Genomic DNA, 20,222 nt, shown 5'->3' on the forward strand with positions numbered 1-20,222 from the left:
CCGATTTCGACAAGACTCAGCTGTTCCTGACCATGGATAGGATCGCCGGCAAAGGGATCACCTCACCAATCAGCTCTACGAGTGGGTGATCAAAGCCGCTGCGGCCAATGCGCGAACTAGCGTGAGCGCCCATGCCCCAAAATGTGGTCTGCAAATTCGCTCAGGCTAGCGAAACGCTCAGGACCACTGATGGCATCGCGTTGTAGGTGGAAGCCATGTATTCCCAGCCTACCGGGACCGAGCACATCGGCCTCCAATGTATCGCCGATCATTGCAATGGAAGACGCTTTGCAATCCAACCGCTTTAGCAGATGTTCGTAGATCGCTGGCTCCGGTTTGATCGCGCCCACCTCGAAGCTCCAGGCATAGGCGTCAAACTCAGGCAGTAGCAACTTGGCAGGTATGGCATAGGGGGTAGCCAAGTTGGAGCACAGCGCCACTTTCAGCCCCGCTCTCCTAAGGCTTTCCAGTGCCTGCAGGGCGTCATCATAGGGACGTACGCTGGCCAGTTCCGCATAAAGATCAAGCTCCAGAGTGGCAAGCTCATCGTTACCTAGCTGTGTACCAAACAGGCTGGCGGCGCCGGCTAGCCCCACGTTTCGTGTCATCAATGTCCTGGCATCATCGGCCCTAGGTTGACGACCTTGGCTGCGTGCCTGTTTTAAAAGCTTGCGAAATGGCCGCCGTCGTTCACCGATTTGCAGGAGCGTGCCATAGACATCGAAAATTACGGCTTCTATCAAAACAGAGTACCTGCGCTTAGGCTTTGCACGGTTCGGTATTTCATCAATGAAAGCGGCCGAGCATCGGACAATGGAGGCATAGGCTAGGCCAGCAAGCGGTATTTGCGCGAGCTACTTTTTCCAGCTGCTCGCTTCAACATTCATACGACCTGACATACCGGAGAACCTGACAGAAATGTAATGGTTACTTCAGCCTTTGGTCAGGACGCTTTGCATATATTGGCTGTCAGACGCTGCAAGCATTGGAAAAACCACAAACGTCCCTGCAGTAGGCCACGTTCGTTGCTAACCAATCCATAAGGTGCCCGTATGTCTTCTCCGCAGTGCCATCACCAGCCCGACCAAACGAAAGATACTGCAGCACTCACAGACCCCGTCTGCGGGATGAAGGTGAAAGAGGACAGCGAGCATCAAGAGCACTATCAGGGAGGCACTTTCCGCTTCTGCAGCCAGGGTTGCCAGACCAAGTTCCGCTCTGACCCTGCTCGATATCTCGCTGCACAGCAGGCTCATGGGTCATCGTCTCATGCATCCGCGCCGTTCGCGCAAAAGGCACCCGCCGGTGATGCAACGACCGAGTACACCTGCCCGATGCACCCTGAAATCCGCCAAATGGGGCCAGGTGATTGCCCTATCTGCGGGATGTCACTGGAACCGCTGATTCCTGAACTCGACGAGGAGGAAAATCCTGAACTCAAGGACTTCTCAAGGCGGTTCTGGTGGTCGTTGCCGTTAACAGTTGCTGTGACATTGCTGGCCATGGCGGGACATGCACTTCCGCTGTTTCACGGAGCTAGCCAGAATTGGGTTGAACTTGCCCTCACGGCCCCAGTTGTTTTGTGGGCAGGCTGGCCATTTTTTTCGCGCGGTCTCGCCTCGGTCAAACATCGCAGCCCCAACATGTGGACATTGATCGGTCTGGGCACGGGGGCTGCCTATATCTACAGCATCGTGGCAACGGTCTTACCGAGCATATTTCCAGCGTCCTTCATGGTGGGTGGCCGGATAGGCGTTTATTACGAAGCCGCCGCGGTCATCATTTCCCTGACGCTTTTAGGGCAGTTGCTTGAATTAAAGGCCCGCTCCCAGACATCCTCGGCAATCAAGTCCCTGCTTGGTCTGTCGCCTAAAACCGCTCGCCGTATCGCCAAGGATGGATCCGAGGAGGACATTCCGCTTACACACGTTCACGAGGGTGACCATCTGCGCGTTCGTCCTGGTGAAAAGGTACCGGTGGATGGAGAGGTATTGGAGGGCGAGAGCGCCGTCGACGAATCCATGCTAACGGGCGAGCCCGTGCCGGTGACGAAGCGAACAGGCGATTCGCTTATCGGCGCGACGATGAACACGAGTGGCTCGCTTGTCATGCGAGCCACTAAGGTTGGTTCCGGGACCATGCTTTCACAAATCGTACAGATGGTTGCGAATGCGCAACGCTCCAAAGCACCCATGCAGCGAATGGCGGACACGGTTGCTGGTTATTTCGTGCTGACGGTCATCGGGATTGCGCTGTTGACCTTCTTTGCATGGGGCCTGTTCGGACCCGAGCAGGGCTGGGTATTCGGCCTGATCAATGCAGTTGCGGTTTTGATCATTGCATGTCCCTGCGCACTCGGCCTGGCAACGCCTATGTCGATCATGGTTGCCACAGGCAAGGCGGCTGGAAGTGGCGTGCTTTTTCGAGATGCAGGTGCCATCGAGAATGTGCGAAAGGTAGACACACTGATAGTCGATAAAACAGGAACCTTGACTGAGGGTCGACCTGTCTTTGATCGTGCGATAGGCGTTACGCCGTTTGATGCTCAGGAAGTTATCCGGTTGTCTGCCAGTCTGGATCAGGGTAGCGAGCATCCCCTGGCTCACGCCATCGTGGACCATGCGAGGAGCGAAGGTATCCAATTGGTGAAGCCAGAGACCTTCGAGTCAGGGTCAGGGATCGGAGTCCGTGGCCTGGTGGAAGGCAGGCAGCTGCAGCTTGGCAATACCGCGCTTATGGAGGATGCGGGCGTGAGCGTCGAGCCCTTGAAAGATCAGGCAGAAAAACTACGCGAGAGCGGGACCAGTATTATTTATCTGGCCGTTGATGGAGCCCTTGCCGGCTTGCTGGCCGTGTCGGACCCAATCAAGCCAACCTCCAAAGAAGCTGTAGCCCGGCTCCAGGCCGAGGGCGTGCAAGTCATCATGGCCACCGGCGACGGGCTTACCACTGCCCGCGCAGTTGCTCGTGAGCTATCGATCGAGGACGTGCATGGCGAAGTAAAGCCGCAGGACAAGGAAGCGCTGGTGGTTAAGCTACAAGCCCTCGGTAAGGTAGTTGCCATGGCAGGCGACGGGATTAACGATGCACCGGCGCTCGCCAGGGCTGATGTTGGCATAGCGATGGGCACGGGCACTGACGTGGCCATGAACAGTGCTCAAGTTACGCTGGTAAAAGGTGACCTGATGGGGATCCTGCGTGCACGGACGCTTTCGGTGGCAACTGTTCGCAATATGCGTCAGAACCTTGTGTTTGCCTTTATGTACAACGGGCTGAGCATCCCAATTGCCGCAGGCCTGCTCTATCCGTTCTTCGGGCTGTTGCTGTCCCCGATGATTGCTGCCTTGGCCATGAGCCTCAGCTCAGCATCCGTTGTGTTCAACGCCCTCCGGCTCCGTCAAGCGCGCGTTGGTTAGCGCCAGTCGGTTGGCGATCTGAGGGAAAAGATCAGCGAAGGTGTCCAGCTCGAGTCCGGCATGAGCATCAGCTATTCCGGCCAGTTCGAATTCATGGAGCGCGCTAACGCGAAGCTCAAGCTCGTCGTGCCGGCTACCCTGCTGATCATTTTTGTCTTGCTCTACCTCACATTTTCCCGCTTTGGCGAGGCGCTGCTCATCATGGCTACGCTGCCATTCGCCCTGACCGGGGGCGTCTGGTTCCTGTACCTGTTGGGGTACAACCTCTCCGTCGCGACAGGTATCGGCTTCATTGCGCTTGCAGGGGTTTCCGCAGAGTTCGGTGTGATCATGTTGCTGTATCTGAAGAACGCCTGGATCGAGCGCCTTGATGCCGGAGCACAAAGTGAGGGCGCTCTCCTCGACGCAATCCGCGAAGGCGCCGTACAACGGGTGCGCCCTAAGGCCATGACTGTCGCAGTAATCATCGCCGGTCTGCTGCCCATCCTTTGGGGTAGCGGGACCGGCAGCGAAATCATGAGCCGCATCGCCGCGCCAATGGTAGGCGGCATGATCACCGCGCCTTTGCTCTCCTTGTTCGTTCTGCCGGCAGCTTACCTGCTGATGCGCCGCCGGCAATTGCGTGTCACACCCCAGCAAGCAACCAACCCCACTGGAGAACATCCATGAACATCAAGCACATCACCCTTGCGACACTCTTCCTAGTACCAGTCGCCTATGCCGCCGACAAGGAGCCAATGGACGGCATGCCGATGGATCACAAAGGCATGAACATGCCAATGGACCAGAAGTCGGCGGGACAGACCGCTACAGCCACAGGTACGGTCAAGAAAGTAAACACCGAGAGCGGAACCGTCACCATTGCCCACGGCCCGGTCGAAGCGTTGGGCTGGCCGTCGATGACGATGGGCTTCAAAGCAAAGCCTAATCAGCTCAAAACACTGAAAGAAGGGGACCAGGTCGAATTCGAATTCTCCTCGAAAGGCATGGATTCCACCATAACGCGCATCGAAAAGCAGTAAAGAGCAGAAAGCGACCGCCGCAGACGCGGCGGTCGTACCAAAAAATGAGCGATTACGGCTTTGTAACCTTGGCAACAGCTTCTTGTAAGTAGTAAGCCTTTAATCTACAGGCATCAACTAACCGAGAGGTGAAAACCATGAACCGCATAACCAAAGTAATTGTTCCTTTTATTCTGACCGTTGCTTCCTCGCTTGCAATGGCCGAAGGCGGAAGCGAACGTACTCTGAATCGCCTAAATGACTCGGCAGGAGTAAAGCCCACCCTTCAGGAGCTTGTCAAAGAAGGCAAAGTACTGAGCATCGCACCTGCAGGGGCGACCGGTGCGACAGGAATTATTCAAAACTATAGAACTAGCGCTAAAGTGCAAACGTACGAGATGACGGTAAAGGCCCCTGACGGGAAGATCCATACGGTAGAGTTCTTGAGCACCCCAGTTGGCGTGAACAACGGCTAATCTGCCAAGTTTGATATCCGAGGGATAGTTAGATGAGCAGCATGATGTCCAAGATTAAAAGCGTACTGCAGCGCAATCCGATCGTAACGGGGTTAGCCGCAGCTGTAGTTGGCTACATTCTCCTGAACCAAAGCACTGCGGCGTTGGCAACAACGCTGCCAAGCCTGCTCTTTCTCTTGCCCTGCTTGTTAATGATGGTCGTATGCATGAAGCATATGTCTAGCGGTAAGTGCGGCAAGCCCAAGGAGCCTAACGTTGGCGAAAACAGCTTGTTAAGCAAAAGCGAATAACCCACTGAACTTGGAAATATAACATGCGAAAGGCGGTTACCGTTACAGCAATCGCAATCACCCTGGCGAGCGGACTGAGTTTCGCAGCGGCAGATAAAGCGGGCCAAAGCCATTCGGAAACCGGTATGATGAGCGGCGACAAGCATATGGAAATGATGGGCGACATGCGTGGAATGATGAAAGAGTGTCGTGAAATGATGGAGGCGGCCGAAGCCGGCCACTCGCAAAATGGGGAAAATCCAGACGCCTCCTAGGATACGAGAGTGCGAGCAACCATGATCGAAGCAGGTCGGGCACCTTTTCTGGGCGCCCACCTGCTTTTTTATGCGTGATGGCCTAACCAGGACCGTACTGATGGGAAAAGTGTCACTGACGAGCAGAATGGCGATAGCTTTCATGCTCGTGGTTACGGTTGTGCTGATGGCCGCCGCAATCAGCTTCAATTATTTTTGCCAGCTCCATTTCGAACGCAAAGATGCACAAGTGCTGAATGAAAAGGCCACTGCAGTAGAGCGTACGCTACTCAACAGCTCAGCATTCGGGCCTGAGACCGCTTCAAGGATCGATGCTGTTATTGAGCACTCCTTTGGCTTCGCAACTGCGCTTGTAGTAGACGGTAAGACGGTCTACTCCCATCACAATCTGTCTGAGAGCTTGCTACCTCTTGTCACGGACCTCCAAGAGGAACGCTGGACAGTAAGTTTCGATGGCCACCAGTACAGCGGCATTACCAGAAAAATAAACCAACGGGTCGAAGGGCAGGACACAGTCATCTATCTGGCTTTGGATGTAACGCATCGAGTCCACTTCTTTGAAATGATTCAGCAATGGTTCGCTTATACACTGGTGGTCAGTGCACTTCTGAGTGGCGCTCTAGGCGTGGTTCTGATCAGGAAAGGCTTAAAACCAATAGACGAACTGTCAAAGACTTCTTCTACGGTAACCGCCCACTGTTTGGATACCAGAATTCCGACCGAGTCAGTTCCAGGCGAGCTGCATGAGCTCGTAGACAACTTCAATGAAATGCTCTCGCGCTTGGATGACTCTTTCCTCAGGTTGTCAGGTTTCTCAGCGGACATTGCGCATGAGCTAAGAACGCCCCTGAACAGCATGCTTACTCAAATAGAGGTCGCGCTCTTGCGCGACCGCGAGAATACTGACTATAAGGATATCTTGTATTCCGCCCTCGAAGAACTTAGGCGCATGTCGAAAATGGTCGATGACATGCTGTTCCTCGCCAAAGCGGACAACGGGAAGATTACGCCCAGTGCCGAAGATGCCAGCATGGCCGAGATTACCGCGAGCGTTATCGAATATTACGAGCTCGCAGCCGAGGACAAAAAAGTTGAAATCGCGCTTTCAGGCGATGGGTCGGTACATGGCGATAAATCAATGCTAAGACGGGCCATCTCAAACATAGTCTCGAACGCAGTTCGGTATGCAGAGGAAGGCAGCATTATCAGCGTTGAAATAAGCCAGAGCGGTAACTCGGTTTCTACAGCCATATCCAACCGAGGCATAACTATTCCAGCCGAGCTTCACACCCGAATATTCGACAGGTTTTACAGGGTGGATACCGCAAGGCGCGAAGGAACCACCATGAATGCAGGGCTCGGCATGGCTATCACTCGTTCGATCGTGGAAGCGCACAAAGGGCGCATCGCCTGCGAATCAGCTGAGGGGCACACGACTTTCACAATGACGCTTCCAAGGCTGATGTCTAGTTAATGGCAGAGCGCTAGCAACGACGCTGTTCTACGCTTATAGAAATGCCCGGCTGAACCGAAGGAGGCCAAGGCTTTCGAACCTGTATATTTGGTTCTGGAGGTTCACGTGCAAGCGTCCTCATCAAGAAAATGCGGTTCGACAGCCGCAGCGCTCAACGAAGCGTGCTTCTGCGTAAGCCTAGATCAAGCTGCGCTCGTAAACGCATTGACCGAACAGCTTGGGGATTCAGAGCTGTCGGAGCTATTGAAGTCACGTTGCCCCCATGTGTTTGCTGCACGCCCGGTTTTTGTTTCATCCTTGCGGCTGCGCCAGGTTAATGAGGTTATTCAGGCCATCGAGCAGACCGTGAGTTCGCCCGATTGGCGTGAGCATGCTCTGGATTCTGCACCTCCTATTGCACGACATAATCCTTGGGGCGCGCGCGGCGTCTTCTTTGGCTACGACTTCCATCTGGATGATGACAAGCTTGGGCTCATCGAAATAAACACAAATGCGGGCGGAGCGATGCTAAACGTATTGCTCGCCCGCGCGCAGCGTAGTTGTTGCAGCAGCGTAGTCGGGCTTTCGCCAGGTCAGGAAGGACCCGGCGGCTTCGAGCGTTCGATTCTGGATATGTTCGCCCAGGAATGGTCTGCGAGCGGCGAGCAACGACCGCTCAAGCGCATGGTGATCTTGGATGAAAGCCCGCAAGCCCAATACCTGTATCCGGAGTTTCTTCTTTTTCAGCAGTTATTCGAGTCAGCTGGAATCGACTGCATAATTGCAGACCCAGCCGATCTGGCCTTTCACAACGATTGCCTCTTGGTCGACGGAAAGCCTGTGGATCTCGTCTACAACCGACTCACCGACTTCTATCTGGAAGGTGACAATTGCAGCGCGCTGCGCCGCGCTTATTTGGCTGATGTCGTGACGGTAACGCCGCACCCTCAGGCCTATGCCCTTTATGCCGACAAACGCCGGTTGGTTGACCTAACCAACGCACGTTTTTTGGAAGAGATTGGCGTTGATCAGCAAATCCGAGCCGTATTGGCCCAATACGTCCCGCTTACCGTTCCTGTCGGGCATGGTAACGCAGAGCACCTCTGGCAAAACCGCCGTAGCCTCTTCTTCAAGCCCGTCAGCGGGTTTGGTAGTCGCGGGGCGTACCGAGGAGACAAGCTTACCAAGCGTGTATGGGAAGAAATCGTTGGCGGAAACTACCTGGCTCAGTCCCTTGTGGCTCCTGGCGAGCGCAGGACTGTCGCGGACCCTCAGGTACGACCAATGAAGTTTGACCTGCGCGCATACGCTTATGCTGGCGAGGTGCAGTGGAACGCTGCCAGGATCTACCAAGGCCAGACGACCAACTTCCGAACAGAGGGCGGCGGCTTTGCTCCGGTGTTTACCTTAGGCGAGGACGAGGAGCGAGCTGTTTCCACAGAGCAGCGGTCGCACGCCTCATTCACTTTCTTGCTCGATGAAAACGGTGCCGTGGAGGAACTGCCGCACCCGCTGTATCTGGCGTTGGTTCGAACCGAAAAGGCTACCTCAACACTTGCGGGTAAACGTTTCCGACTGGCGGACTGGTATGTTGCAATGGAGGGCAACCATCCGTCCAAAGTCATCCGAGAATGGTACGGCTGGGTTGCATTCGACGCAGGTGGCGCTTACCACCCTGAAGTTGGCCCACCAGAAAATGGTCAGCCGAATAGCATTGGAAATGTAGATTCATCTGCTCTGCCAACACCGGAGGAACATGATCGAATCGAAGGTCTGTTGTTTCAAAATGACAGTGGTTCTGCGCGCCGCGAAAGGTGCGGCTTGGGACAGAAATAAGCTCGCCGCTCAGTCCTGGGGCCACCTACACCCAGCCGTCTTAGCCGTCACACGTCTAATGTGCGAGTACTAACCCTGCGGTCACACCTGACAAAATGTGGCCTATGCTAGGTGCTGAATTGTTCTTTCCGAGCGTTCTATTGCTCAAGATAACTGGGCTTCCTAATGCCGAGCAGTCGGGCCTCAAGGCTCGAAGGCCATCTTAGTGGGCCCGCTCTTTCGCGCAGTGGTCCATAGCGCGACGTTGGTATTGTCTGCTTATAAGCTATTAGCGATTGATTATTTCAGGGGAACATCACCCGTAGTACACCAGAGAATTCGCGCAGCTGACAGCGCTTTAAGACGGTCTCAAACGGTCGATGGTTACATTTTTGTAAGCTTCTCAAAAAATCGAAACCTCATCATCCTCGGCTTGTCCGTTTTTAGGAGAGCATTCGAAAGCCACTTCTAAGCAGGGCTGCGCGAACACGTTGAGCCGCCGATCCAGCAGCAATCATTAAAGGGGTCTAACTATGCAAATGTCTTACTGGCGCTTTGCAGCGATGGTAGCTACGTCTACGATCATTATGTATGGCGTGATGTACTTAAATACTTACTCGTTCGAGCATGTTTTTTGGAGCGAGACTCGCGCTTGGATGGCATTAGTGATGGGCGCGGTAATGGCAGTAGTCATGCTCGCATTCATGCTCAACATGTATAAGCGTAAGTCTGTAAATCTAGCGATATTTGCAGGAAGTGCAGTAGCTTTTGCCATTGCACTATGGCTTGTACGTGGGCAAGCGACGGTAGACGACACGGACTACATGAAGGCCATGATCCCCCACCATTCGATAGCCATCCTGACAAGTGAACGAGCTCAGATTTCAGATCCTCGCGTCCGCAAATTAGCCGACGAAATCATCGACGCTCAGCGCCGAGAAATCGCAGAAATGAAGTCCCTGATCATTGATCTAGAGAGGGCAAATTGACACAAGGTTTGAAGCGCCTCGTTGCCTCTAGGCTTGTATTTCCCAGCAACATCATGATTATCGATCGCTGCTCACACCTTGTGATGATTCAGCTGGTAAAGGCCGGGATAAGCCGGCCATGATAAGGGCCTGAAGAGTGGCGATCGGATGGTTCAGTTGTAAGAAATAGGATCGAAACTAAGTTTTACCGGTGCTGAATCAGGCTCTGCTTAAAGAGCTACATCAGAACAGAGGAGCCGGCTGCGAACGCCCTTGTGGCTGCACCGAGGCAGCTTTACGCAACCGACTATTTAGATTGCGCTCGTGTAGCTTCTTCCTGCTCCATACGTTCACGTACACCGCCATGCACACCGGTGCCGGATTGCATTGGCTCGTTGAGCGAACCCGTCGTCGGCGATGCCGGTGGTGCTTTCTCAATCTGCCAACGGTGCGCGATATTCGCCGCGACTCGCTCGGAGAGAGAGGGGAACAGTGAATGCGAGATTATCGCACCCCGGGCTTTCCAGCCTACCGGTAGTCGTTTGCGCGGGTTGACCGAAACCCAGGCGATGGCTTCGACCACCTGCTCTGGTCCATCCATTGCGGCCATGCGTGGGGTGCCGCCGGTGTAGTTGGCCGCGTGTTCCCAGAACGGTGTGTCCACAGCCCAGGGCATGACGGTGGCGACATTGATGGTCTCGCTACCGCTCAGGCGAACCTCCTCAGCGATTGCCGCGCCGAGATTCATGACGCCACCTTTGGTCGCTGCGTAGGAGGCATGATAAGCCAGCGGTATCTCGCTCTCGACTGAGCCCACGTTGACAAGCGTGCCGAAGCCTTGAGCTCTGAACTGGCGCATGGCTGCGTGGCTGCCATAGATCACGCCCTTAAGATTGACATCCACGATCCGCGCATGGTCCTCGACGGGAACGTCCTCGAAACGACCCAGCGCTCCGACCGCAGCGTTGTTAATCCAAACGTCGATTCTGCCGAAACGCTCGATGGCGGCTCGTGCCAAGTCCAGTATCTCGTTCGGGTTGCTCACGTCGGTGGTCACCACCAGTGCCGATCCTCCAGCCATGCGTATCTGCGCGGCCAGTTCTTCGAGCACGTCGGTCCGACGGGCCGCTAGCACCACTTCGCCTTGCAGAGCGGCAAGCTTGAGCGCCACGCCCCGGCCGAAGCCACTGGAGGCACCAGTGATGACAAAGGTTTTGCCAGCAACGCTTGGCTGGTCGCTTGGTTTCAGGCGCGGGGAAACGGCGCAGCCACTGAGTTGCAGAACGGCGAGCAGTACTAGCAGCAAAGCCAATCGCTGCGATGGGAATATTCGCAAAACCATTTTCGTTTTTTCCCAGCAAAATAAAGTCGCATGGCCCGCTTGGTTGTTCTAGGACCGCCTTTTGCCAGGAGCTTTCATGCTAATTCACTCAATTAGTTTTCAGCGCTAAATTGGGAAACAGTAGCAAGATAATAGACCGTTACGGTGGCGACCATCGGTGGCTAAGTAAGAGTTGCTAGCGCGTAACGAGCGTATTTCGCTTTGGAGTGAAATGCTGCTGGACAGGGATTTATTCGCTCTTGGCAGTTGCGGGTATCGTACGCGCTTTTTCGATATGTCATGGAGGCACGAACATTAAGCGCACCATGGTTTTTCTTACTCTTCAAGGGGCTCTGACACTCCCAATTTAGTTGTGCCAGAGCGGTGAGTTACGGATGTTATCCTGCCATCCGCTCACATTCCTCAGCGCAGTTCATACATGCCTTCGCGCACTCTTGGCAGTGATCCATTTGATGTTTCGCACATTCCTCTCCGCATGCACGGCAGATCTTGGCGCAAAGGGCACAGAACTCCTTAGCATACTCACTTTCGCGGCTCATTAGTGTGGCGGCCAACCTACAAATGTCCGCGCAGTCGCGGTCAAGCTCGATGCAGCGAGCCATCATCTTTACGTCATCCTCACGAAGGCACGCAGAGGCGCACGTTTCGCATACTAGGGCACAGTTCGAACAAGCTTGGATACAGGAAGCGAACATTGAGTTTGTCATTGCGTTCTCCAGGTTTCGAAAGTTGTATGTCGCCGGTGCCTACTAGCCGAACACACCCATAAGCGTATTAACAGGCACAAAAAATACGACAGGCTCCTATCTAACCCGTTTCGTCCAACTTCATTACAATTCTGTAAGGTTCGTCCAACCGCACCGGGGAGCTATGCGGGCGCAGTTGGGGGGCGACAAGCCAATAGATTGCCTGGCCGGCTTCGCTAGTCTGGTCTAGATGATTAGTGGGGTATGGCAAGCTCCCTGTCGCCACGACTGGGAGCCCTTACTGGGGAACGGCCGGAGCGAAAGCCGCTTAACTTTTTGAGCTACTTGCCTTGCGGCCTAACGTTTAGGAAGCAATCGCAGAGCCCTCCGGTACCGTTGCGTCGACTAGGATGGCCTAGAGCCGACCCTTATGCTTTTGCTGAGGCGCCTTTCAACGAGCCTAGTCAGGACCGACTAGGCACACACATACCGGATGTTAGTGCTCGTGTTGCTTTCCGTCTGCGTGTACATGGTTTTTTGAAGGAGATTTGCCTTCCGCATCGGCACGGTCATTGTCAGTGCTTTCTTCCGCCGTCTGTGGCTGGTCTGACGCATGATGGTCATCGCTTTCTTTACCATCATGATGCCCGGAGCCTGGCTGGCCGGGTGCTCCACCTGAGCCGCTAGAGCCGTGGTGATCCGAGCCGCCACTGTCGCCCTGATGGTGGTCGTCCGAGGCAATCTCACCATGTTGTTTACCGTGCCCTGCTGGGGTCTCCCCACCACCATGCTGGTGACCACCGCTAGACGCAACGAGCGCTCGATACGCTCCTTCATCTAGGTCAGGAAGCTTCCGCAGAAAAGCCACCATTTCCCAGATGTACGGGTCAGCCATGCTTTTACCCCACGCAGGCATCCCAGTGGCCTTGATGCCATGCTTAATGACCCAAAACGTCTTTGCTGGGTCATCGTATAGCCCCGCTTCAGCCAAGTTGGGTGGAGCAGGATAAAGGCCATTACTTAGCTCGGTCTCAGCCATGCCTGGCGCCAAATGACAACCCACACACATCGAGTCGTAGTTCCCCGCCCCGGCGCGGATTTGGTCTTCATCGTCGAGGGATGGCACGGCTATGTCTTCGGAGCGAACCTCAATCGAGCGATTGCGAGCAGTTTCCAGGAAAGCGTGAACGGCTCCGGTATGAGGATCATCTGCGGCAACGCTAATCAGTCCTGAGAAAACAACTCCGGCCACCACCAACAGGCCTAGTGCGCAGAAGGCAGCGAAGCTAATAATTATTTTTTTCATCGAAGGTCCTTAGAACCAAATCCGAATGCCAGCAACGAACCGCGCTTCATCTATATCTTCGCCTTCATCTCTCGCCATATCGGCGGTATTACCGTATGCCCGGCTCCAGGTGACGCCGATGTAAGGTGCGAACTCACGAACGATTTCGTATCGTAGGCGGAGCCCCACCTCCGTGTTTGCCAGACCAGCCCCTACTCCGCGCGCAGGGTCATCCTTGCCATAGAAATTGAACTCGGCGGTCGGTTGGAGGATCAGCCGGTTAGTGAGGAGAATGTCGTATTCCCCTTCAAAGCGTGCTGCTGTCTGCCCACCTTCACCAAGAAAGGCGGTGGCTTCCGCTTCGAAGCCATACAGAGCCATCCCCTGAACGCCTAAGGCTGCCCACGTCTGCGGCGACTCGGGCTTAAAGTCCTGCCGAACACCAGCTACCACATCCCACCATGGGCTGATGGCGCGTCCGAAGAGCGCTTGGATTTCCGCGTCTTCAGTAACGCCATTTGTTCGCTCACCTTCCGAGCGAAACCAGAGCCGATTGATATCGCCACCGACCCAGGCGGTCGCTTCCCAACTGAGGGTGCTACCTTCATCTGCGTTCTGGTACTCAAGTTGATCTAGCACAAGGAACCAGGCCAGATACTTGTCATGAACCGTGTGTCCCTGAAGATTCTGGAATGCTGCTGTCCGATCCGCATCGGTCAAGACTGGAATGAACGAGGGATGAACCATACCCGGCATTTCGAGCGTATCGTCATGCTTCATCTGACCATCGTTCATCTTGCTGTGGTCCATCGCACCATGACCCATTGCGGAGTGGTCCATTTGCCCACCGGGGCCATGATTCATAGCTGCGGGCTTGGCAGACGATGCTGGGGCTTGAGCTGCCGGAGTAGGAGGGGTTTGATGCATCGAGTGATCCATCATCTCGGCGGCGTTAGCTACCCCTCCAGCCGCTGCGCTCAACGAAACTCCGAGCGCAATCAGAGCAAAGCGACAAGATCTAGTGGTCATGGTGTGAATCCACCTCAGTACCAGTAGCCTTCGGGTCATGGCCCATTTTGCCGTGGTCCATTTCACCATGGTCCATCGAGCCATGATCCATGTCGCCGTGGTTCATTTCGGAATTAGAAATTTCTGGTGCCTGAGATGCCGGCTTGTTGACCGGATTCTGCGACGAAGCCGATGATTGCTTGTGTTGATCATGTTTTTGATCTGCAAACGCAGCTGACATGCTCATTACGCCCAGCAAACTGAATATAAACGCGCTGCCGATAAGAGTTTTACGCTTCATAAAATTCCCCATATAAAGTTCCTCTTACTCGTCCACTCGGACTTCACGAAACATACCCATTTCCATGTGAAGCAGTAGGTGACAGTGATAAGCCCAGCGCCCGAGCGCATCAGCTGTCACGCGATAGCTCCGCTTTGAACCGGGAGGCATGTCGATCGTGTGTTTGCGAACCATGAACTTTCCATTCTCATCCTCAAGATCGCTCCACATACCATGAAGATGAATCGGATGGGTCATCATGGTGTCGTTGACCAAAGTGATGCGTACCCGCTCGCCATATTTGAGCCGCAGGGGCTCCGAATCAGAGAACTCTATACCGTCAAATGACCAGGAGAACTTCTCCATGTGGCCGGTGAGATGGAGTTCAATCGTCCGACTGGGCTCACGGCCGTCCGGATCGGGGAAAGTGCTTCTCAAGTCGCCATAGGTCAAGACTCGGCGGCCGTTGTCTCGTAAGCCAATACCGGGATCGTTCAGCCTATGAGTCGGGCTCATGGTCTGCATGTCCACCAGTGGGTTATTTGACTCTGAGGGCGGGTGCGACTGCATACCTGCGCTCATCCCAGCCATTCCAGAGTGGTCCATCCCGGACATCCCAGCCATTTTGCTGTGATCCATTCCGGCCATGTCGCCCATGTCGCCCATCCCTTGCATGTCACCGTGGTTCATGCCGGACATGTTGCTATGGTCCATCGCGCCCATGTCGCCCTGCATGCCGCCGCCGTGGTCCATGCCCGCCATACCGCCCATGCTGCCGTGATCCATCCCCATGTCGTCCATGGTGATTAGTGGTCGAGGATCGGTTTCTGGAACAGGAGCGCTCAGCCCTTCGGCAACCGCTAGCGTGCCACGGGCGTACCCTGTGCGGTCCATCGATTGAGCGAAGATCGTGTAAGCCTCCTCGGTTGCAGGCTCGACAATCACATCGTAGGTTTCTGCCACGGCAATGCGGAATTCGTCGACGCTAACTGGGTTGACGTATTGGCCATCGGCTGCGACTACAGTCATCTTCAGCCCTGGAATGCGGACATCGAAATAGCTCATGGCCGAGCCGTTGATGAACCGCAGACGAAGCTTCTCGCCGGGCTTAAAGATACCGGTCCAGTTCCCGTCGGGAGCTTGGCCGTTCATTAGATAGGTATAGGTGTAGCCGCTTACGTCGGCGAGGTCGGTGGGACTCATTTTCATCTGAGCCCACATTTTCCGATTCGCAATCGTAGCGGCCCAGCCGTCTTCGCTCACGTCGTTAATGAAGTCTCCGACAGTGCGCTTGTGGAAGTTGTAATAATCGGACTGCTTCTTGAGCTTAGAAAGGATTCGAGCGGGATCCTCATCGGACCAATCAGTCAACATCACCACGTAGTCGCGGTCATAGCTGAACGGTTCGGGATCCTTCGCATCGATGACCAACGGGCCATAGACACCAAGCTGCTCTTGTAGGCCTGAATGACTGTGGTACCAATAGGTACCGTTCTGTTTAACCTGAAACTTATATACATACATGCCATCGGGAGCGATGCCGTGGAAGCTCAATCCAGGCACGCCATCCATGTTGGCCGGCAAAATCATGCCGTGCCAGTGAATCGACGTATCTTCGCTCAGCTTATTCCTGACTCGCAGCGTGACGGTATCCCCTTCACGCCAACGTAGAAGCGGCCCTGGGATAGTCCCATTGATTGTCATCGCCGTCCGGGCCGCGCCGGTGATGTTGACCGGCGTCTCCCCAATCAGCAGATCGAACTCCGTACCGGTTAGTACGCTGGGCTGGCCCGGGCTACTCACTGCCCAGACCGGAGCTCTCCACAAGCCAAGACCGCCAAGGAGGCCTGCGGCAGTCAAGCCTTTAACAAAGGTTCGCCTAGAGGTTTTACGTTGCATGTGTACGTTCCAATCAAGCTAAGGAGCCAAGCCGAAACCAGCCCTAAGGGTGGTGTTGCCAGCGTTAATTGATCTTAGAAACTCGCGCACAGTCTGTCTTATCAAGAGACTCGCCTTTAAATCGTAAATATGGCATGCCTAAGAAAGACGCGTGATTACATTTTTGTAAGCTTAAAGCGCATCAGAAAGCGCCCAAGAAATCGCCTGTGAGCATGTCAATCTCCAGGTGGAAGCTGCGCAATAGCTTTACCCTAAAAGGACTTTTGATTTTCATCCAAGGATCCGGTTGCAACGATGCTCATTGAAGTCGAAGATTGCTCAATGTACGGCTAATACCCGCAACCTCTAACCGCTGCCTTCCCATTATTATATTCCGGCGATTAATATTATTTTCATTTAGACCGCAGACTTGATAATAACCGCTTAAAAAAATGTGAGCTGTTAATACTGGTTTCACCGGTTCTTCCAACTAATGTTGCAAGTGCCAACACCATGGCAGCTACAACGTTTGTAGAAGCTGCCACAGTTCAGACAGCGGCATGGTCAAAATTGCATAAGGTTTCGCTTCAGCAATTAGCGTGAGCGTGCTTCGCTGAAGTTGCCTTTGAGGCTACCTCCTGAGATTGGTCCTTCTGGTCAGCCTGATAAGTAGCGATCGCTACTTGGCGAGCCTGCTCCATACGAGCAAAGGTACGGTCACCACCACCTTCTGCCATTGCATAGGAAGAGCTTGCTGCGATGGCGAGCAGTACAGGAAGAGATCTGAAAAGTTTCATTGCTTGTTACCTCGTTGAAAGACATGGAATACCCAGCGCCGCTCCAAGCAGAGTCTTGGGCTTTGGCTTGTGTCTAAGCTAACCGAGCGTTCCTGTCAGATCCCTGATCTAGACATTACGGTTTCGTCAGTAATGCAGACAAGCAGTGAGCACTTGCGAAGGCGCCGGATGCGTGTCTGGCGCCTTTCGTTCTAGAAAATAGGTCCCGTTTCCAGCCGGCAAAAAAAAGGCGCCATCGAGGCGCCGATAGGCCAAAGGAGCATGGAAAGGCCAAAAGAGCAGCATGTGTGGGAGCAACTGCTGAATAGACGTTAACGTTGTTAGCTGTCAGACAGATGATGCGGGCATTACGTTTCTGTAAGGTACTGGCTGCATGCCCAGACAATCGGCACACTGTTCTAAATGCTGGCGAGAGTACCTTTATGAAGCTTCTTGTTGCTGAAGACGAGCCGAAAACGGGCACCTACCTACAGCAGGGGCTCACGGAGGCGGGATTCACTGTCGACCGAGTAGAGAACGGGACTGATGCCGCTCAGCATGCGCTTAATGCGGCGTACGACCTGCTCATTTTAGATGTGATGATGCCTGGCATGGATGGGTGGCAGGTTTTACAGAAAGTCCACGCTGCCGGTAATGAGGTCCCCGTGCTCTTTCTCACTGCTAGAGACGGGGTTCAGGATCGAGTAAAGGGATTGGAGCTGGGCGCTGATGATTATCTCATCAAGCCGTTTGCCTTCTCCGAATTGCTAGCCAGGATTCGTACGTTGCTTCGCCGCGGCAACCATGCCCCCAACCAGACGATACTCAAGCTCCACGACCTTGAGATGGACTTGCTGAGACGTCGGGTTACGCGCTCGGGGAAACGCATAGACCTGACCGCAAAGGAATTCGCACTTCTTGAGCTATTGCTTAGGCGTCGCGGGGAAGTGCTCTCAAAGTCCCTCATCGCCTCCCAGGTATGGGACATGAATTTCGACAGCGATACCAATGTGATCGAGGTGGCGGTACGACGGCTGAGAGCAAAAATCGATGATGAGTTCGAACCTAAGCTCATACAAACCGCGCGTGGGATGGGCTATTTGATCGACGCGCCAGACCCCTAGAGCGAAATGCTCGGCATTCCACGCGATGGGCCAAGCTACCGGTACCTATGCGGTTAAGGCGAGCCACCGAGCAAGGAGCGGTGCCGAACCTCAGTTCTCCGAGCTGGATTTCTTCAGCTGTGGCACGAAGAAGATGGGTCTCTGCGGGGGAGCTATCAGAATATCACTGGATTTGATGCTAGTGCCCTTGCGACGCCTGGTCTTGCCATCCTTACCGACCGCCAGCAAATCACCGGTCGCAACAGCGATATCGAGCGCCTGCTTTACGCGAAACTCGTCAGCCATGGTGTAGTTGGTCAATCCGCTCATCAGGCCCAAAAAAGGTTGCCGTTCTACCTCGTAGACCTGTTTGGGCAAGAGCTCTGAAAGTTCTCCTCGGACGCGGTCATCGGTGGCATCGTCGAAGTGATGCTCATCCAACAGCAAATCGTGCTGACCTGTCACGGCGATATCCCGATTGGCGTCGTAACCGAAAAAGCTGGAAGGCGACAGCATATGGGAAAAGTTGTTGCCGTATTTCCAGTGGATCTTCTTCATCACATCGTTGGCGCGGTAGTTGTTCGACAGATGGATAAACCAATAGGCCATCGGGTTGCTGCCAGCAGGGCGGATGAAGAACACGGTCATGTACTGGGCACCGCTTTCCTGTTTGATCCCTTCAGACAGATGGCGTTGGATCAGGTACTGCCAATTGCGCGGCTGATGGGCCTTCAGCTCTTTCAGCATGCTCCATGGCACATGGTGATCCAGGCCGATATTGGCGATGGCCTTCCGATTCGCTTGGCGGTCAGCCAGGTACGTGACCAGAAAATCGACGTTGAAGGTCAGCAGCACCTCGGCATTGCTGAGGTGCTGGAAAATCCATTTGATCTTGGGGAACGGCACGTCGCCATAGCCGTACTGATCCAGCAGGAAGAGCACACGCTCACCCTTGCCGAAATGCTTGAGCTTTTGAGCGATGGTCGGCAATGCTTCTGTGAATTCAGCGCTATGCAGATGCACATCCTGGCCAAGCCGAGGAGCATGACCACGCGCGGCCAATACCGAATGCAAGCAGGCAATGTTCTCGGGCTTCACATCAACGAAATAGTGCTGGGAGCGGATGGGGCGCGGCTTGATGCGCTCCAGGTTGTTGCGGACCTCCGAAGCCTGAATCGCCTCCAGTGCAATCACGGGAGAGCCGAAGTGATTCCCACCTACGCCGTCATGGTAGATACCACCGCCACTGAAGCCATCGACGATCGACAAGCCCAGTTCTGGCATCAGTTGGTTGCGCATCAGCACGTCGATGTACGTCTGGATGTACTCATCGATGATTTGATGTTTGATCTTGCTGTGCGGATCGATGGTCGGGAAGGTCTGTGTGCCCCAATCCCAACGGTACTTCTCGTCATCCTTGGCCATGCCGTATTCCTTGTGCTGGTATCAGGCGAGGTTGAGCAGCGGGATTTCATCCCAGGTCTGGCCGTTCAACAGTCGACCGTTGGCTTTCTTCGAGCGTTTCACGCCATCGGCACCCCATCCGCCCCATTGCTTGAAGAAGAACGCTGAGCCAGAGGCGTCGCACTGGCGATGAATGTTGTCGACCCATTCTTGTTTCATCGGGCGGGCCTTGGGACCCGACTCACCGCCGACAATGACCCAGTGAATGTCGGTCAGGTCCAACTCACCCAAATCTTCTAGCAGCGGTTCAGCAGAGAGGAAGCGAATCGTGGCATCTACCTGGCGCAGGCAGTCGATCCTCGGCACACCATATTCGCGGTCCTCAACCGACACCCCCAGCCAGGCATTGACTGGAGGTGTCCGCTTACTGAAATACTCGGCTAGGCGCTCGGCACGCTTGGTGAGGATCTGGAAGGTGTGCTGGGAAGCCTTTCGAATCACCTCGAATACCTGGTCGATGTATTCGTCCGGTACATGCTCGTGGAATAGGTCAGACATTGAGTTGACGAAGTAAATGGTCGGTTTCTTGCGCTGTAGCGGCTCCTGCAACTTCTCCGGCCGCAGGCTCAGGCGAAAGCCATTTTCATAACCCGGCGTTCCCATGGCCTGCAGCCGGTAGGCCATGTTTTCCGCATAGCAGTGTTTGCATCCGGGCGACACCTTGGTGCAACCCACGACGGGGTTCCAGGTCATTTCCGTCCATTCGATGCTGGTCTGCGCACTCATT

General features: G+C 54.5%; 19 protein-coding genes and 1 pseudogene. 10 read left to right on the plus strand and 10 right to left on the minus strand.

Annotated features, from left to right (window positions below; all coding sequences use genetic code 11):
* Positions 1 to 116 precede the first annotated feature (116 nt).
* Positions 117 to 743, minus strand: a complete 627-nt coding sequence (locus tag AC4LF3_RS24005) for an HAD family hydrolase (RefSeq protein ID WP_019365447.1) — start codon at positions 741 to 743, stop codon at positions 117 to 119.
* A gap of 309 nt (positions 744 to 1,052) precedes the next feature.
* Here AC4LF3_RS24005 and AC4LF3_RS24010 point away from each other — a divergent pair, with 309 nt between their 5' ends.
* The 9 genes and pseudogenes from AC4LF3_RS24010 to AC4LF3_RS24050 all read left to right on the plus strand — a co-directional run bounded on the left by AC4LF3_RS24010 (position 1,053) and on the right by AC4LF3_RS24050 (position 9,694).
* The gene (locus AC4LF3_RS24010; protein ID WP_026003894.1) at positions 1,053 to 3,416 is read left to right on the plus strand and encodes a heavy metal translocating P-type ATPase; all 2,364 of its coding nucleotides are present in this window, start codon (positions 1,053 to 1,055) and stop codon (positions 3,414 to 3,416) included.
* 9 nt (positions 3,417 to 3,425) lie between these two features.
* A pseudogene (locus AC4LF3_RS24015) lies at positions 3,426 to 4,085 on the plus strand (efflux RND transporter permease subunit); the annotation flags it as partial.
* Positions 4,082 to 4,438 (plus strand): copper-binding protein, encoded by a 357-nt coding sequence (locus AC4LF3_RS24020; RefSeq protein ID WP_019365444.1) that lies wholly within the window; start codon positions 4,082 to 4,084, stop codon positions 4,436 to 4,438. The pseudogene AC4LF3_RS24015 and the gene AC4LF3_RS24020, both read left to right, overlap by 4 nt.
* A 137-nt stretch (positions 4,439 to 4,575) precedes the next feature.
* A complete protein-coding gene (locus AC4LF3_RS24025; protein WP_019365443.1) occupies positions 4,576 to 4,893 on the plus strand; it encodes a co-regulatory protein PtrA N-terminal domain-containing protein in 318 nt (105 codons plus the stop codon).
* A gap of 44 nt (positions 4,894 to 4,937) precedes the next feature.
* A complete protein-coding gene (locus AC4LF3_RS24030; RefSeq protein ID WP_232235685.1) occupies positions 4,938 to 5,183 on the plus strand; it encodes a DUF2933 domain-containing protein in 246 nt (81 codons plus the stop codon).
* A 23-nt stretch (positions 5,184 to 5,206) separates the two neighbouring features.
* Entirely contained in the window at positions 5,207 to 5,437 is a 231-nt protein-coding gene (locus AC4LF3_RS24035; RefSeq protein WP_019365441.1) for a hypothetical protein, read from the plus strand.
* A gap of 100 nt (positions 5,438 to 5,537) precedes the next feature.
* A complete protein-coding gene (locus AC4LF3_RS24040; protein WP_019365440.1) occupies positions 5,538 to 6,911 on the plus strand; it encodes a heavy metal sensor histidine kinase in 1,374 nt (457 codons plus the stop codon).
* A gap of 105 nt (positions 6,912 to 7,016) precedes the next feature.
* Positions 7,017 to 8,726 (plus strand): hypothetical protein, encoded by a 1,710-nt coding sequence (locus tag AC4LF3_RS24045; protein ID WP_019365439.1) that lies wholly within the window; start codon positions 7,017 to 7,019, stop codon positions 8,724 to 8,726.
* Between the two features lie 512 nt (positions 8,727 to 9,238).
* Positions 9,239 to 9,694: a DUF305 domain-containing protein gene (locus AC4LF3_RS24050; protein ID WP_019365438.1), complete on the plus strand. Its 456-nt coding sequence runs from the start codon at positions 9,239 to 9,241 to the stop codon at positions 9,692 to 9,694.
* A gap of 286 nt (positions 9,695 to 9,980) precedes the next feature.
* Here the strand turns inward: AC4LF3_RS24050 and AC4LF3_RS24055 are convergent, their stop codons facing one another.
* The 7 genes from AC4LF3_RS24055 to AC4LF3_RS24085 all read right to left on the minus strand — a co-directional run bounded on the left by AC4LF3_RS24055 (position 9,981) and on the right by AC4LF3_RS24085 (position 16,949).
* On the minus strand, positions 9,981 to 11,015 hold the full coding sequence (locus tag AC4LF3_RS24055) for an SDR family NAD(P)-dependent oxidoreductase (protein WP_150345761.1): 1,035 nt from the start codon (positions 11,013 to 11,015) through the stop codon (positions 9,981 to 9,983).
* 377 nt (positions 11,016 to 11,392) lie between these two features.
* Positions 11,393 to 11,722: a four-helix bundle copper-binding protein gene (locus AC4LF3_RS24060; RefSeq protein WP_019365436.1), complete on the minus strand. Its 330-nt coding sequence runs from the start codon at positions 11,720 to 11,722 to the stop codon at positions 11,393 to 11,395.
* 475 nt (positions 11,723 to 12,197) lie between these two features.
* Positions 12,198 to 13,007 (minus strand): c-type cytochrome, encoded by an 810-nt coding sequence (locus tag AC4LF3_RS24065; protein WP_019365435.1) that lies wholly within the window; start codon positions 13,005 to 13,007, stop codon positions 12,198 to 12,200.
* 9 nt (positions 13,008 to 13,016) lie between these two features.
* The gene (locus tag AC4LF3_RS24070; protein WP_026003893.1) at positions 13,017 to 14,015 is read right to left on the minus strand and encodes a copper resistance protein B; all 999 of its coding nucleotides are present in this window, start codon (positions 14,013 to 14,015) and stop codon (positions 13,017 to 13,019) included.
* On the minus strand, positions 14,005 to 14,295 hold the full coding sequence (locus AC4LF3_RS24075) for a hypothetical protein (RefSeq protein WP_181123821.1): 291 nt from the start codon (positions 14,293 to 14,295) through the stop codon (positions 14,005 to 14,007). Before AC4LF3_RS24075 ends, AC4LF3_RS24070 begins: the two co-directional genes overlap by 11 nt.
* A 24-nt stretch (positions 14,296 to 14,319) precedes the next feature.
* Positions 14,320 to 16,173, minus strand: coding sequence for a copper resistance system multicopper oxidase (locus tag AC4LF3_RS24080; protein ID WP_150345762.1), 1,854 nt, complete (start codon positions 16,171 to 16,173; stop codon positions 14,320 to 14,322).
* A 566-nt stretch (positions 16,174 to 16,739) separates the two neighbouring features.
* Complete coding sequence (locus AC4LF3_RS24085; RefSeq protein ID WP_019366369.1) at positions 16,740 to 16,949, minus strand: co-regulatory protein PtrA N-terminal domain-containing protein; 210 nt, start codon at positions 16,947 to 16,949, stop codon at positions 16,740 to 16,742.
* 422 nt (positions 16,950 to 17,371) lie between these two features.
* Here AC4LF3_RS24085 and AC4LF3_RS24090 point away from each other — a divergent pair, with 422 nt between their 5' ends.
* Positions 17,372 to 18,052, plus strand: a complete 681-nt coding sequence (locus tag AC4LF3_RS24090; RefSeq protein WP_019366370.1) for a heavy metal response regulator transcription factor — start codon at positions 17,372 to 17,374, stop codon at positions 18,050 to 18,052.
* Between the two features lie 90 nt (positions 18,053 to 18,142).
* On the opposite strand, the gene AC4LF3_RS24095 is transcribed toward AC4LF3_RS24090, so the two are convergent.
* Together AC4LF3_RS24095 and AC4LF3_RS24100 are read right to left on the minus strand one after the other, a co-directional pair.
* Positions 18,143 to 19,456 carry a three-Cys-motif partner protein TcmP gene (locus tag AC4LF3_RS24095; protein WP_019366371.1) on the minus strand — a complete coding sequence of 438 codons (1,314 nt, stop codon included), beginning with the start codon at positions 19,454 to 19,456 and terminating at the stop codon, positions 18,143 to 18,145.
* A 21-nt stretch (positions 19,457 to 19,477) separates the two neighbouring features.
* Complete coding sequence (locus tag AC4LF3_RS24100) at positions 19,478 to 20,221, minus strand: phage Gp37/Gp68 family protein (protein ID WP_019366372.1); 744 nt, start codon at positions 20,219 to 20,221, stop codon at positions 19,478 to 19,480.
* Position 20,222 lies beyond the last annotated feature (1 nt).

This window comes from Pseudomonas sp. C2.3V (assembly GCF_058536325.1).